At 60.9% G+C, this 14,892-nt stretch carries 13 protein-coding genes; 6 read left to right on the forward strand and 7 right to left on the reverse strand.

The window, feature by feature from the left end; genetic code table 11:
* Positions 1-10: 10 nt before the first annotated feature.
* Together HBO19_RS10785 and HBO19_RS10790 are read left to right on the forward strand one after the other, a co-directional pair.
* The gene (locus HBO19_RS10785; RefSeq protein WP_169954053.1) at positions 11-817 is read left to right on the forward strand and encodes a glycosyltransferase family 2 protein; all 807 of its coding nucleotides are present in this window, start codon (positions 11-13) and stop codon (positions 815-817) included.
* Between the two features lie 15 nt (positions 818-832).
* Positions 833-4,006: a hypothetical protein gene (locus HBO19_RS10790; protein ID WP_170057494.1), complete on the forward strand. Its 3,174-nt coding sequence runs from the start codon at positions 833-835 to the stop codon at positions 4,004-4,006.
* An 80-nt stretch (positions 4,007-4,086) separates the two neighbouring features.
* Here the strand turns inward: HBO19_RS10790 and HBO19_RS10795 are convergent, their stop codons facing one another.
* Genes HBO19_RS10795 through HBO19_RS10820 form a run of 6 tightly spaced genes read right to left on the reverse strand, consistent with a single transcriptional unit; the run spans position 4,087 to position 9,773 of the window.
* Positions 4,087-5,019 carry a phosphatidate cytidylyltransferase gene (locus HBO19_RS10795; protein WP_170042018.1) on the reverse strand — a complete coding sequence of 311 codons (933 nt, stop codon included), beginning with the start codon at positions 5,017-5,019 and terminating at the stop codon, positions 4,087-4,089.
* Between the two features lies 1 nt (position 5,020).
* A complete protein-coding gene (locus HBO19_RS10800) occupies positions 5,021-5,641 on the reverse strand; it encodes a lysophospholipid acyltransferase family protein (protein WP_170057495.1) in 621 nt (206 codons plus the stop codon).
* A 9-nt stretch (positions 5,642-5,650) separates the two neighbouring features.
* A complete protein-coding gene (locus tag HBO19_RS10805) occupies positions 5,651-6,094 on the reverse strand; it encodes a hypothetical protein (RefSeq protein WP_170057496.1) in 444 nt (147 codons plus the stop codon).
* Positions 6,084-7,382, reverse strand: a complete 1,299-nt coding sequence (locus tag HBO19_RS10810) for a phosphatase PAP2/dual specificity phosphatase family protein (RefSeq protein WP_170057497.1) — start codon at positions 7,380-7,382, stop codon at positions 6,084-6,086. Before HBO19_RS10810 ends, HBO19_RS10805 begins: the two co-directional genes overlap by 11 nt.
* Positions 7,383-7,384: 2 nt before the next feature.
* Positions 7,385-9,139: a bifunctional alpha/beta hydrolase/class I SAM-dependent methyltransferase gene (locus HBO19_RS10815; RefSeq protein ID WP_170057498.1), complete on the reverse strand. Its 1,755-nt coding sequence runs from the start codon at positions 9,137-9,139 to the stop codon at positions 7,385-7,387.
* Positions 9,140-9,149: 10 nt separating this feature from the next.
* Positions 9,150-9,773 (reverse strand): CDP-alcohol phosphatidyltransferase family protein, encoded by a 624-nt coding sequence (locus HBO19_RS10820; protein ID WP_170042021.1) that lies wholly within the window; start codon positions 9,771-9,773, stop codon positions 9,150-9,152.
* A 214-nt stretch (positions 9,774-9,987) separates the two neighbouring features.
* Here HBO19_RS10820 and HBO19_RS10825 point away from each other — a divergent pair, with 214 nt between their 5' ends.
* From HBO19_RS10825 to cfaB, 4 genes are all read left to right on the forward strand, one after another.
* Positions 9,988-10,242 carry a hypothetical protein gene (locus HBO19_RS10825; RefSeq protein ID WP_169954045.1) on the forward strand — a complete coding sequence of 85 codons (255 nt, stop codon included), beginning with the start codon at positions 9,988-9,990 and terminating at the stop codon, positions 10,240-10,242.
* Between the two features lie 62 nt (positions 10,243-10,304).
* Positions 10,305-11,150, forward strand: a complete 846-nt coding sequence (locus HBO19_RS10830; RefSeq protein WP_170057499.1) for a DUF692 domain-containing protein — start codon at positions 10,305-10,307, stop codon at positions 11,148-11,150.
* Positions 11,141-11,923, forward strand: coding sequence for a DNA-binding domain-containing protein (locus HBO19_RS10835; RefSeq protein WP_170057500.1), 783 nt, complete (start codon positions 11,141-11,143; stop codon positions 11,921-11,923). Before HBO19_RS10830 ends, HBO19_RS10835 begins: the two co-directional genes overlap by 10 nt.
* A gap of 85 nt (positions 11,924-12,008) precedes the next feature.
* Positions 12,009-13,193 (forward strand): C17 cyclopropane fatty acid synthase CfaB, encoded by a 1,185-nt coding sequence (gene cfaB, locus HBO19_RS10840; protein WP_170057501.1) that lies wholly within the window; start codon positions 12,009-12,011, stop codon positions 13,191-13,193.
* Positions 13,194-13,339: 146 nt separating this feature from the next.
* Here the strand turns inward: cfaB and cls are convergent, their stop codons facing one another.
* Positions 13,340-14,779 carry a cardiolipin synthase gene (gene cls / locus HBO19_RS10845; protein ID WP_170057502.1) on the reverse strand — a complete coding sequence of 480 codons (1,440 nt, stop codon included), beginning with the start codon at positions 14,777-14,779 and terminating at the stop codon, positions 13,340-13,342.
* Between the last annotated feature and the right edge of the window lie 113 nt (positions 14,780-14,892).

Consider the following 14,892-nt stretch of genomic DNA (forward strand, 5'->3'; position numbering starts at 1 on the left):
GGAAATTAAAATGACTTCTTCTGATATTGCTCCCGATGTACGTGCCGGCTGGCAGGTACCGTCCTATGACACGCCACTCTGGCTAGGTCGCCAGCACCCCTGGTGCGTGGTCATTCCGGTCATCAACGAAGGTGACCGGATCAAGAACCTGCTCGCCCGTATGGCGGCGTTCAACATCGCAGACATGGCCGACATCATCATCGTCGATGGTGGCAGTTCTGATGGCTCGCTCGAGTTGCAATCACTGCAACAGGTGGGTGTGCGCGGCCTGCTGGTCAAGACTGCCCCGGGCAAGTTGAGCGCGCAGTTGCGCTGCGCCTACGCCTTCGCCCTGGACCAGGGCTACGAAGGTATCGTGACCATCGATGGCAACGACAAGGATGACCCAGAGGCCATCCCGCGCTTTATCGAAGCGCTGCAGCAGGGTGTGGATTTTGTCCAGGCCTCGCGTTTTGTCCAGGGCGGTGTTGCCGAGAACACCCCCAAGTCCCGCGATTTTGCTATCCGTTTTATCCATGCGCCGATGCTGAGCCTGTTTTCCGGCTTCAAGTGGACAGATACCACCCAGGGCTTTCGTGCCTACAGCCGCAAGATGCTGATTGATCCGAAGATGGCGATCTTCCGTGATGTGTTCGATACCTACGAGCTGCTTGCCTACCTGTCGTATCGCGCGCCGAAACTGGGCTATCGCTGCGTAGAACTGGCGACCGTGCGCCGCTACCCCCAAGGTGAAGTACCTACCAAGATCAGTAGCGTAAAAGGCAATCTTTCGGTGCTGGCGGTATTGTTCCGTGCCTGTTTTGGCAAGTACAACTAAAGATCTGGTAGTGAAATGTTCAAGCATCTGGAAATGAATGAAAGGGTTTCTTCAGTGCTGGCGTGCGTGGTTATCACGGCGTTTGCACTGTTGTTATGTCTGGGTATCTCGACCGCACCCAAGTATGCCGACTTCATCGTGGGCTACATCAGTTGGACCGCAGATACCAAGTTTCAGGACCAGGTGGTTGCTCCAGTATTCATCGCCGTTCTTTTCTGTGCGTTGCTGTTTTTTACCTCCTTGATGGGGCGCCAGAAGAAACAATTCGGTAGCGACAGCGCACTGGTTTTATCCAACCAATGGTTGTGGTGGTCGCTCCCTGCGATTACCGCTATTGCATGCATGGTGCTTGGCACGGATTTCGAGCCGAAAGTCCTCTACTGCTCGGTGTTTGGTGTCTCGTTTATCGCTTTGGCAGCCACGGTTGGCGCGGTCAAAAAAATCAATGTGGACCCTCGGATATTCGGCCTGGGGGCGCTCGGTATCCTGTTGCTGGCGCTGGTACAGCTGGAGGTGGTGTTGGCGCTGGGCCGCGCGCCAGCTGCCTGGAGCGATGGGGTTGAGTTGTCCAGATACGCCAAGCCCACCTATGGGATAGCCATCGTCGGATGGATCCTGGGTATGGCATACATCGTGTGGAGCCCCAAGGGTTTTGCGCGAATTGCCCCATGGCTGTTGATGGCTGGTCAATTGGGTCTGTCGACCTTTTACCTGGCGCTGTATCCCGCTCGCATACAAGAGCCAGATGGCAGTATTTCCAAATACGAGACCACGGTCTGGTTGAAGATACTGGTTATCGGAATGCTGGTTTGGGGCGTGGTGGATGTACTGCGGCGTTTGCGTCGGTATACATCAACCAGCGACATAGCCACGCTGCTTTCGCCTATCGCGTTTTTCGGCTTGCTGGTGGGCTTGAAAATGGGCACGACCATTTTCCCCAACATCAGCGCCGACGACTATCACTTCGGTGAAAGCTTGTTGGGCTGGTGGTCCTATATGCAGGGGGCTATTCCCTATATTGACTACGTTCCTGCCCACGGCATCATCGGCGATGACCTGACCCAGTTCTTATCATTTGTGTTTTATGACGGTTCTGCCGGCAGCATTATTCATGTCGGTAACCTCAGCATCGCGCTGTTGTCTTTTGCCGCCTTCCTGTCGCTCTACTATTTTTCGCGCAGTATCGGGTTGGCGTTTGCCGCCATCTTCTTCCTGACGGCCAATATTATCTGGCTGTTTCTGATCCCGTTTCTCTGCCTGTGGTTGAGCCCGTCGTTGCGCCAGCGTCCCGAGCGCTGGCTGCTGGTCTGGATGATCACGGCGCCGCTGGTAGTCCTCGGAATCCCGCCACAAGGGCTGCTGCTTGCGGCGGCGTCTGGGGTGATGGCTGCTTATTACGCCTGGCACCTCTGGAAAGCTCCACGCCCCCGCAAGCTGAAGGGCATTCTGATTACAGGCGTAGTGCTACTGGTGTTGGCGGTGGTTACGCCCGCAGGGATCATGCTGTTGGGGGCTATCCGTTATGTCCTGGAAAATGGCCCTATCAACCAGGTTGCCTACGGCGTGCCATGGGCGTTGAGCTGGGAGGGCGCGCGCAAAGGCTTTGTGTTTGAAGCCTTACGCATGTCCTGGATCGCTATTCCTCTGGCGTGCCTGATCTTGGTACATCGCTGGTTCCAGACACCCGAGCGTCGTCTCGACACCTTGCTGCCATTGCTGGTGGTGTTCCTCTTTGCGCTGTTGTTGATCCCTTATTCGATGGGACGCGTCGACCCAGGTGGTATGTCTCGTCCGGGGTTGGCGGCGAGTTTCGGCTGGGCGATCCTGTTGCCTGTCGCGTGTTGGGGCATGCTCAGTGCGCGCAATAAAGTGGTCATGGTTGTCCTGGCTGCGAGCATGAGCGCATCCCTGGGGTTCTCGCCGGTATCGATCAATAACCTGGTCAAATCCACTACGGCTGTTATCAGCACTCAAGGGTTGGGAATCAGTGATGGCGCCGCGGCAGGCCTGCCGAATATCGGCCGCTCCTTTGTACAGCCTTTTCACTGGGACAGGCTGACCCGTTTGTCGCGAGTATTGGCGGACAATGTTCCGGCTGGCGAAACCTATCTGGACCTGACTTCCCGCAACGCCCAGTACTTCTACCTGGGTTATCGGCCCCTGCTGCCGGTCACTGCGGCGTACAACATGGTGTCGCCATCCCAGCAGTTGCGGGCTATCGAGACCCTCAAACAAGACCTGCCGACCATCGCCTTGCTGGAAGGGATGAACATCATCCACGACGGCGGCGGCCTGGCGCTGCGTAATCCGTACCTGTATCGGTTCGTTGTCGATCACTACGACCCGGTCTATGTGGATGGCTTCATTCTCGGGCGTAAAAAGGGCAGCGCCTCGGCGCCAGTCACCAGTATCGAAATACCCCTGATGGACTTCACCGATGCGAACTGGAGCCACGGCATCAATCGCACTGTCGCAGCGCTCTATGTGTCCGATCCGGGTATGTTGGCGGCGTTGAAGGTGGGTGATCAGATTCAGGTCAACCAGAGCGAGATTCGCCGGATTCGCGAGATACGTGCCGCGGGTCAAAGCATATGGCTGGAGGGCCCGGCGTTGCAGGTTTCCGACGCTGACCCGATCAGCCACCCACGCTTGATCGAACCTCGTCCCGAAGCGATAGCCGAGTACCAGGCAGCCTTGCTGCAGCGCGCTTTTGCATCACCGGACCTGAAGAAAATCCCGGTTGCCTGGGGCCGTTCCCAAGTCTCCCTGAACAACAAGATGGCACTGATCAACAGTCTGGATGACGTAAAGCCGAGCCTCAATCAATTGGTGGCACAAGAAAGCAGCTACCGAGTGGATGGCGGTGATCCGTCGATGAGTTTCGATCTTGCGGCGTTGAATCTGTCTGGTCACGACGCTGGCCTGCTCAAGTTCGAGTTCCGCTGCTCCGGCCGCGCCGCCGAGCCGCGTATGCAGGTGTTCTGGTGGGGGGATGGGCAGCAGGGGCCGTTCGAGGCCTCCAGCGTTCGTTTCAATGCAGAGGACGGGACGTTGATCGTGCCACTGGATGCGTCACCGCGCTGGTTGACGTTGCAGCATGTGAAGGGCATCCGGATTGATCTGGACAATGCCGGCGCTTGCAGCAGTTTCAAGGTCGATAACCTGGGGCTCTACCAGCGACAGCACTGATGTAAGGTGCTCGCAACCCACAAGACCCGATGTCCCTGGCGGACATCGGGTCTTGTCGTTTCAGTCCTGTGGGGTGCTGCTCAGGTCCACCAATACCGCACCAGATGAAAGAAAATCGGCGCCGCAAAACACACTGAATCCAACCGATCCAGCATCCCGCCGTGTCCTTCGATCATATGTCCCCAATCCTTCACGCCTCGGTCGCGCTTGATCGCCGACATCACAATCCCGCCGGCAAAGCCCAGCAGGTTGATCAGCAGTGCAATCAGGAAGGACTGCCAGGGGTTGAACGGGGTCGTCCACCACAGCGCTGCGCCGATCAGGGAGGACAGCAGGATCCCGCCGACAAAGCCTTCGACGGTTTTCGACGGTGACAGGTTGGGCGCGATCTTGTGTTTGCCGAACAGTTTGCCGCACACGTACTGCAATACATCCGAGAGCTGCACCACGATCACCAGGTAGGCGATCAGCAGCAGGTTGCGGCCCTCGTAGCCGACGATATCGAGGGTCAGCAGCGCAGGCACGAAGGACACGCAGAACACCGCGATCATCAGCCCCCATTGCACTTTCGATGCGCGCTCCAGGAAGTGCGTGCTGTCGCCGCCCAGCGACGCCAGGATGGGCAGCAGCAGGAACACGTAGACCGGGATAAAGATCGAGAACAGGCCGTACCAGTCAAAGTAGATCAGCAGGTATTGCAGGGGCAGCGCCAGGTAGAACGCGGCGACCAGTGCCGGGTAGTCGCTGCGGCGGGTGGGCGTGAGGGTGAGGAATTCGCGCAGGGCGTAGAACGATACGGCGTAGAACAGCAGGATCACCGCGCCGGTGCCGAGCCAGAAGGCGATGCCGATCACCACCACCATCACCCACCAGGCATTGATGCGGGCGTTGAGGTTGTCGATCACCGCGTTGGCTGTGCCACGGGTGCGCAGCTTGAGGATTAGGCCGATCAGCGAGGCGAGCACCAGGATCATGCCGATGCCGCCGAACAACATCAGGGTTTGGCTATCCATGTCAGGAATGCTCCGGGGCGAGGGCGAGCAGGGCGTCGCGGCTGCGGGCGAGAAACAGGGCCTTGTCTTCACCGTCCTGCAATTGCAGCGGTGCGCCGAAGCTGGTGGTGCACAGCAGCGGCAGCGGTAGCACCCGGCCCTTGGGCATCACACGGTTGAGGTTGGCGATCCACACTGGGATCAATTGCGCCTGTGGATAACTTTTTGCCAGGTGATACAGGCCGCTCTTGAAGGGCAACAGGCCATCTTCGAGGTTGCGTGTGCCTTCAGGGAAAATGATCAGCGAATCGCCCTGTTCCAGGGCCTCGAGCATCGGTTGCAAGGGGTTATCCACAGGGTCTTTGCGCTCGCGGTCGATCAGCACGCCGTTGAACACCCGGTTGATGATGTAGCGGCGCAAGGCGCTCTTGTTCCAGTAGTCGGTGCCGGCCACCGGGCGTGTGGCTTTGCGCAGGGTCTGCGGCAACGACGCCCACAGCAGCACGAAGTCGCCGTGGCTGCTGTGGTTGGCAAAATAGATGCGCTGCACCGGTTCCGGGGCGCAGCCCAGCCACAGGCTGCGGGCACCGGTCACTGTGCGGGCCATGGAGGTAATCAGGGTCGCGACCACGGGTTCGAACATGAGGATTCCTTATCCGGCGAAGGGCAGCCACGGGCTGGCCAGGATGACGGCCAATGTCAGTAACACTTGCGCGCCCAGCAGGTAGGCCTGTTTGCGCAGCAATTTGAGGGCACCACGCCGACGTTCGGTCCAGGGGCGGCTGGGGCGATTGGCAGGTTGCAGGCCCAGGGCCTGCAGGGTCTGGTCCAGTTCGCCGGTACGTTCTATGTCCTTGGCCATCAGCGCAAACAGGTCGGCGTCGAAGGCCACCCGCAGCGCCCAGTACTTTTGCAGCAGCCCGAGGATAATCATCCACAGACTGAGCAGCAGGCAGATCGGCGTGATACTGACCATCAACAATTGCGCCAGGCCAAACAGCACCCCGAGCAAGGTCAGGCCTGTGGATAACTGATCCAGCGAACGGCCGCGGCGCAGCAGGCTGGCGACTACCTGAAGGTGCATGTCAGCGGGCATAAGGCAGTGCTCCCAAGGCTTGACGGTGATTGGCGTGCAGGACCACATCCGGTCGTGCTGTACGAATAATAGCCAGTGCCTCGTCTACCGTGCTCGCCCGCCCGCTGTGCAGCAGCCATGCCGCCACGGCGCTGGCACTGCGCGAGTAGCCGAGGGCGCAGCACACCAGCAACGGCCCGTGTTCGCGCAAGCGCTCAATGGCTTGGGCCGCCTCCAGGCACTGTGCCGGTGTGGGTGCGGTCAGGTCGAGGACGGGCAGGGCATGGTACGCGCGGCCTTGTGGATAAACAGGCAACTCGGCACACAGATCGACCACCGCATTGAATGAACTCAGCTGCGCTGGCGTCGGAATTCGCCCCAACCACACGTTATCCACAACCCGGTCAGGCTGTGGATGCTTGCGCGTCCACAGCCGCGAGTTGAGCCACGCCGCCGCGAGATAAGGCGCATACAGCCAGCGTGCTGCCGGGCTGAGGCGGCCATCGGCGCGTTTCTGAAAGCCTGCGGCGCCCAGCAGCCAGTAGTTGAGCGCCACCAGCAACACCGCGACGGCAGGCCACAGCAGCCATAACCAGGCGCCGCCCCCGGTAAAGGCCGCTATCGCCAGCACCAGGGCGCCCACGGCGTAACGCACACCCAGGCGCCAGCGTTTCGGGTCTTTGGCCAGGCGCGCATGCAACAGCGGGCTTGGATGATCCACCGGCCAGAGCCACACGCACAGCCAGCCGGCCAGGGCGCCTGTGGGTAAGTCGATAAAGTGATGTTGGTACGTGGTCAGCACCGAAACACCAATCAAAGCGAACCAGCCATGCACCAGCCAGCGCCACAGGCCTTGGCTATGCCGCTGGTACATGACCCACAGGATCACCAGCAAAGCGATATGCAGCGACGGCGCCTGGTTGAACGGTTTGTCGAACCCCGCCAGCACCGCGAACAGCCAGCCGAACACGCCGTCCATTTCCGGGCGCTCAAAGGTGAACCGCAACGGCCAGAGCAGGAAGCAGCTCACGGCAATCACTTGGGCACTGAGCAGGCGCAGGGCATGTTGCTTGAGCTCATGGCGACTGTTGGGCAGCAACAGGGAGAAGCCGTAGAGCAGGTCGATCGACCAGTAGGGCACGATGGTCCAGGCCCAGAACGGCATATGGGTTTCCCAGCCGAACACCAGGGTGCCGACATCGCTGCGCTGGCTGGTGACCCAGGTGGCAAAGCCGTAGGTGCTGAAAAACAGCGGCGCCAGAAGCAGCAGCCACAGCAACGCTGGTTTGAAGAGGCCCGGTTCGCGCATGGTCAGATCTTCTGCGCCAGCGACACGCTGAAGATGCCCCATTCATCCACACGCTGGGTGATCTTGCGAAAGCCTGCCGCTGCCACCAGTTGATCCATCTCTGCCTGGCTGCGACGGCGCATCACCCAGGCCTGGCCCTGGCGATGGCTGGTCAGGGCACGGGCGATCAGTTCCAGTTGCGGGTGCCACGGTTGGCCGGTGTACACCAGGTAGCCCCCGGGCTCCACGGCTTCGGCCAGGCCGGCGAGGGAGCCGCCGACCATGGCGTTATCGGCAAACAGCTCATACAGCCCAGACACCACCGCCAGCGTCGGCGTGGGCGCCAGCGCCGCCAGGTCGGCCCGGTCGAAGGCATCGCCTTTGACGAATTGCGCAATATCCCCCAGGCCTTTCTCGCGAATCAGCGCGCCACCGTCGCGCACGTTGATATCGCTGTAGTCGCGCAACAGGATCGATTCCGGCAGTGGAGAAACGCCCTGCAAGGCTTCCAGAATGTACCTACCGTGCCCAGCGGCGATGTCGACGATGCGCACTTCGCGCCCGTCGTCGCGCAGCTTGGCCATGGCCAGGCGCAGCAACTCTTCAACGTGCAGTTTGCGCTGGCGGATCCCGCGCCAGCCGATGGAGTTCAGGTAGTTGGTGTCGATCATCCGCCCCAGCGCGCCTTTGCCGGTGGGGGTGTTGCGGTACACGTAGTCCAGGGTGCTGCCCGAGTCGAAACCGGTGTCGAAGCCCAGCTTCACCCCCTCGGACAACTTGCGGCCCAGGCCCATGCTGGCGCGGGTCATGCGCCAGTACAGGTCACGCAGGGAGTTGCGCGGCAGCGGCGCGGCGAGGGATTCGGATTCGGCGCAGGTCGCGCCGATCTTGTCGGCGTCCAGCAGGCTGGCGCGGTCCAGCGGGTGGGCAAAGTTTTGCAGGATAAAACGCCTGGCGCTGGCCAACGCCACGGCGCGATCCCGTTCGCCGAGGGTGTCGTGGAAAAAGCCGGGCAGGATGTGCAGTTCCTTTTTCAGGCTGCCAAGGCGCTCGAAGAACTGTTGCTGGGGTTTGCGATGCACCACGAAGTCCGAGCCGGAGATCAACAGCTGGGTCGGCACCTGGATTGCCTGGGCATCGGCGACCACGCGGTCGGCCGCTTCGTACAGGCCCAGCAGCACATTCACCGAGATCGCCTTGGTGATCAGTGGGTCAGTGTCGTAGGACGCAACGCGCTCTGGGTCATGGCTGAGGAACTTGGCCTTGACGTAGCTGTTGACGAAAAAGTTGCCGCGAAAGCGCCGCATCAAACCCAGGCCCGGGCGGGCGAAAGGCACGTAGAGCTTGACCTTGAACGCCGGGGAGGCGAGCACCAGGGCGCGGATGTTTGGCGCGTAGTCGTGGACCCAGGTGGCGGCGATCACCGCGCCGACGCTCTGGGCGATGACCGCGAGGTTTTCTGCCTCGATGCCATAGGTGGCGCCGATATGGTCGCAGAAGGTCTGCACGTCCCGCGCGCTGGTGGCAAAGCTCGGGCTGTCGCCACGCTCGCCGGGGGACTGGCCGTGGCCACGGGCGTCCCAGGCGAAGAAATCGAAGTGCGGCAGGTCCAGTTCATCCACCAGGTGCGCAATGCGCCCCGAATGCTCGTGGCCTCGATGGAACAGCAGGATCGCCTGGCGTGGCTCGGGCCCGGCGGCGCTGGTCGCGGGCCAATGCCGATAAAAAAGCGCTACGCTGTCGTGGGTGCTGAAGGTGTGCTGTTGCTGTTCGCGCATCGCAAGATCCTTATGCCGTCGGAGGGATGTCTGGTTGTTCTTTGAGGCCCTGGCGTACACGGTTGACCAGGGTGTAGGCGAGCAAGGCCGCCACCAGCCACATCACCCCGTCGACCCAGCCGGCACCGAGCCAGCCCAGGGCCACGCCAGTGGCCAGTACGCCGAGGACGAACGCCCGATCACTCTTGCCCATGGGCCCGTCATAGCGCCGCGATGCGCCGACCATCGGCCCGAGCACACCGGCGTACTCGCTGAACACCGCCAGCAGCGTCACCAGCAACACCGGCGCCAGGCCGACCCCGGGGATCAGCGCAAACGGCAGGATCAGCGCGCTGTCGGCGATCACATCGCACAGTTCATTGAGGTAGGCGCCCAGGCGTGACTGTTGGCCGAATTCCCGGGCGAGCATGCCGTCGATGGCATTGAGGGCCATGCGCAGGATCATCCACAGCGGGATCAATACGAACACCCAGGCGTGCTGGGCGAAACCGGCGATCAGCAGGCCCACCAGCAGCGACACGATGCCCGCCAGCACGGTGATCTGGTTGGCGGTGGTGCCGTTGTCATACAGGCGCTGCACCAGGGGCCGCAGCAGGTTCTGAAAGCGCGGTTTGAGCTGATAGATCGAAATCATGAGAGTGACGCTTCCTTGTCCGTGATCCCGCGAAAAAGCTGCTGCGAGTGTGACGACAAATCGCGGTGCGCACTAGTGATGGCTCCTACAAGGATTCAGGAAACCAGGAAAATTTTCACAGCGCTGTAACGCCCCTCCGGCACCTCACTCTAGTGCTGTGTCGGGACTGAACAAACCGTTTAGCCGACCCCCTAGACCCATGAGGAATACCACAATGAACTTCAAGAACGCTGTTTCCGGTGCTGCCCTGGCCATCGCTGCCGCCACGCTGTTTGCCGGTGTCGCGACCCAGGCACAAGCCGCCGATGAAGCGAATGTGCACTGCTATGGCGTGACCTCCTGCAAAGGCATGAACGATTGCAAGACCGCTGAAAACGCCTGTAAAGGCCAGGCTGTCTGCAAGGGCCATGGTTTCAAGGCCATGACCAAGGCTGCTTGTGATGCAGCTGGCGGCAAAGTCGGCGAATAACCGCGAATACGTGATCCCGCAGCGGTGTGCACGTCGCTGCGGACACTTTCCAGGAGTTCGTCATGTCGGCATCGGTTCCTTGCCTGGGCTACGGCCTGGGACTACGCAGCACTTACTATCAGCAGATTATCGAGCAGTCGCCGGCGGTGGACTGGTTCGAAATCGTCTCCGAGAATTATCTGGTCCAGGGCGGCAAAGCCCTGTACTACCTGGACGCCATCGCCGAGCGCTATCCGCTGGTGATGCATGGCGTGTCCCTGTCCATCGGCGGGCCCCATGCCCTCGATAGGGACTACCTCACGCAACTCAAGCAATTGGCCGACCGGGTCAAGCCGGCGTGGGTGTCCGATCACCTGTGTTGGAGCCGGGGCAACGCTCATCAGTTGCATGACTTGTTGCCGCTGCCCTACACCGAAGAAAGCCTCTACCACGTTGCTACCCGCGTGCGGCAGGTGCAGGAGGTGCTGCAGCGGACGCTGGTGCTGGAAAATGTCTCCAGCTATGTGCGCTCAAAGGCCGATGAGTTTACCGAGTGGGAATTTCTCAGCGCCTTGAGCCATCTCAGTGGTTGCGAGCTGCTGTTGGACGTGAATAACGTGTATGTCAGCTCGCGCAATCATGGCTTCGATGCCTGGACCTTTATCCGCAACCTGCCGCCGCACAGCATCCGCCAACTGCATTTGGCCGGGCATATGGACTACGGCGACTACGTGGTCGATACCCATGACCACCCGGTATGCGATCCGGTGTGGCAGCTGTTTCAACAGACCCTGGAACACCTGGGGCCGGTGGCGACGTTGTTGGAGCGCGATGACCATTTCCCGCCGTTTGCCGAGTTGCTCGACGAACTGGGCAAGGCCCGTGAGCTGGGGGCTGGCGCCCTGGCCCGGAGGTCGCTATGCGCTTGATCGATTGGCAACTGGCATTTGAACGGCATCTATTGGCAGACACCGACGCCAGCGGCTTTGCCAGCACCTTGATCGGTGGCCCGACCCTGGATGTCGACACGGGCCTGGCGATCTATCACCACGCCTATCGGGCCCGTTTACTGGAAGTGATGCAGGGGGATTTCCCGGCTGTGTGGCACTGGCTGGGGGATGAGGAGTTTGCCGGGCTGGTTGCGGCCTATGTGCAGCGATATCCATCGGCGCATTTCAGCTTGCGCTGGTTGGGGCAACGGTTTGCAGGCTTTATCGGCGAGCATCTGGTCGCCGAACAAAGCGCGCCGCTGGCAGAGCTGGCGTGCCTGGAATGGGCCTTTACCCTGGCGTTTGATGCGTCCCCCGGCCAACCCCTGAGCCTGCACGACATGGCGCAACTGGCGCCTGAAGATTGGCCAGTGTTGCAGGTCGAGTGGGTGCCGGCGGTACAACAAGTGTTGTGTCGCTTCAACAGCCTGGAGATCTGGCGCGGGGTCAAGGCACAGGCGACGTTTCCCGGCAGCCAGCCGTTGTCGTTGGCCCAGGTGTGCCTGATCTGGCGTGACCAGCAGGTGTGCCGCTACCGTAGCCTGGAGCCCGCCGAGGCTTACGCCCTGGCCGGGATGGCCGACGGCGGTTGGAGTTTTTCAGAACTGTGCGCCGAATTGGCAGTCACTTATCAAGAGGGCGCGCCGCTACAAGCTGTCACGTGGTTGAAACAGTGGGTTGAGGACGGTTTGCTGCAACGTCGGGCACCATAGAAGGCGGCTATTGAATCGATAGCCAGCTACTTTTTCGTGGATGGTCTACCCTCATTCCAGACGTCTGAAACAGGGGGGACTACTCATGCTCGCGCAACTTCCACCGGCCTTACGGAATCTTCAGCTACCGCTGCGTCTGCGACTCTGGGATGGCCATGAGTTCAACCTGGGCCCGGAGCCCAGCGTTACGATCGTGGTCAAGGACCCGGTGATGGTGACGCAACTGACCCATCCTACGCTCGATTCCCTGGGCGCTGCCTTCGTCGAAGGCAAACTGGAGCTGGAAGGCTCCATCAGCGATGTGATCCGGGTGTGTGATGAGCTGAGCCACGCCCTGGTGGATGAAGATGAGCACGCCGGACCGGTGCGCTCGATCCACGACAAGGCTACGGATGCCGCCGCGATTTCCTACCACTACGACCTGTCGAACGAGTTCTACCAGCTCTGGCTGGACCGTGACATGGCCTACTCCTGCGGTTACTTCGAGACCGGCAGCGAATCCCTCGACCAGGCCCAGCAAGACAAATTCCGCCACCTGTGCCGCAAGTTGCGCCTGCAGCCTGGGGAGTATCTGCTGGACGTCGGTTGCGGCTGGGGCGGGCTGGCGCGTTATGCGGCGCGCGAATTCGGGGTCAAGGTGTTCGGCATCACCCTGAGCAAGGAACAACTGGCATTGGCCAGGGAACGCGTGCTCGCCGAGGGCCTGGAAGACCAAGTGGAACTGGCGTTGCTCGACTATCGCGACCTGCCTCAGGACGGGCGGTTCGATAAAGTGGTCAGCGTCGGCATGTTCGAACATGTTGGCCACGCCAACCTGGCGCAGTACTGTCAGACCCTGTTCGGCGCCGTGCGCGAAGGAGGCCTGGTGCTCAACCATGGCATCACCGCCAAACATACCGATGGCCGCCCGGTGGGACGTGGCGCGGGGGACTTTATCGAGCGCTACGTATTCCCCAATGGCGAGTTGCCGCACTTGGTGATGATCAGCGCCGAGATCAGCGAAGTCGGCCTGGAAGTGGTCGACGTGGAAAGCCTGCGTCTGCATTACGCACGCACCCTGGACCATTGGAGCGAACGCCTGGAAGACAACCTGGAAGCGGCGGCGAAAATGGTCCCGCCCCAGGCACTGCGTATCTGGCGCCTGTACCTGGCAGGATGTGCGTATGCGTTTGCCCGCGGGTGGATCAACCTGCATCAGATCCTGGCGGTCAAGCCCCATGCCGATGGCAGCCATGAGTTGCCGTGGACGCGGGAAGATCTCTATCGCTGAGGTCTTGGCTACGCTGCAATACTAAATGTGGGAGCTGAGCTTGTGTGGGAGCTGGCTTGCCTGCGATTGCATCACCGTGCTGTAACTGCAAGAACGCGGAGTCTGCATCGCAGGCAAGCCAGCTCCCACATTTTGTCCGGTGCAATTTATAGGATCGGGGAAATCAACCGCGCCACCCGCATGCCCAGTTGCTGCAGGCGGCGGGTCTGTTGGCTTTCTTCCTGGCTGGTTTCGTGGGCCTGGGCGAAGTCGTCCAGCAGCATGTGTTCCACTTCGCTGGCGAAGGTTTTATCGACCGTCAGCAACATCACTTCAAAGTTGAGGCGGAACGAACGGTTGTCCAGGTTCGCACTGCCGATGGCGCTGATTTCGCGGTCTACCAACACCACTTTCTGATGCAGGAAGCCCGGCTTGAAGCGGAATACCCGAACCCCGGCGCGCACCGCTTCAATCGCGTACAGGCTGGATGCGGCGTAGACAATGCGATGGTCGGGGCGTGACGGCAGCAGCAGGCGTACGTCCACGCCACGCAACACCGCCAGGCGCAACGCGGCGAATACTGCCTCATCGGGGATGAAGTAAGGGCTGGTGATCCACACTCGCTCAGTTGCCGCATGAATGGCTTCGACGAAAAACAGCGAGCAGGTCTCATAGGGGTCCGCCGGACCGCTGGCCAGCAATTGGCAGAGCACGCCGTCGTCGGCGTAGGTATCGGGCAGGATCAGCGGCGGCAGTTCGCGCGCGGCCCAGAACCAGTCTTCGGCAAACGACTCCTGCAGGCAGGCCACCACCGGGCCGCTGACGTGCACATGGGTGTCGCGCCAGGGCGCCAGCGGCGGTTTCTTGCCCATGTATTCGTCGCCGACGTTATGCCCACCGACAAACCCGCTCAGGCCATCGACCACGACGATCTTGCGGTGGTTGCGGAAATTTACCTGGAAACGATTGAGCCAGCCGCTGCGGGTGGCAAACGCCTTGATCTGCACCCCGGCGTCGCGCAGCGATTGCACATAGCGGTGGGGCAGGGAGTGGCTACCGATGCGGTCATACAGCACGTAGATGGCCACGCCCTCGGCGGCCTTGGCTTTGAGCAGGTTGTGCAACTGGCGGCCGAGTTCGTCGTCATGAATGATGAAAAACTGCACCAGCACAGCCGTCTTGGCGGCGCGGATGGCGTCGAAGATGGCGCTGAAGGTGGCGTCGCCATTGACCAGCAAACGCACCTGGTTATTGGCCAGGCACGGCATGCGCCCCAGCTTGGGCATGGCGCGCAGGGAGGCGTAGGCGTGGGAGTTGCGTGCGGCCAGGGCTTCTTCGACCCAGGGGCGCCAGTTCAACTCGGTGATGGCCTTGTGCATTTCCTGGTTGGCCTGGCGGCGCGCCTGGATATAGGCATCGAAGCTGCTGCGGCCAAAGATCAGGTAGGGGATCAGGGTCAGGTACGGCATGAACATCAGCGACAGCGCCCAGGCAATCGAGCCTTGGGCGGTACGTACGGTCAGCACCGCGTGCAGGGCGGCCAGCGAGCCGAGAAAATGCAGGGTGGCGATGAAGTAACCAAGCAAGTGCGGGCCGAAGAAATCCATGGACAACATTACTCCTGACAATCCAATGCGTAACAGACCATGTTCGGCGGCGATTGTCGCTATTTTATTGAGCATGCAACGCCGACCACTTTACGACGTCTAACGCCGACAAT

It is taken from the genome of Pseudomonas sp. WS 5021 (genome assembly GCF_012985535.1).
Classification (GTDB): domain Bacteria; phylum Pseudomonadota; class Gammaproteobacteria; order Pseudomonadales; family Pseudomonadaceae; genus Aquipseudomonas.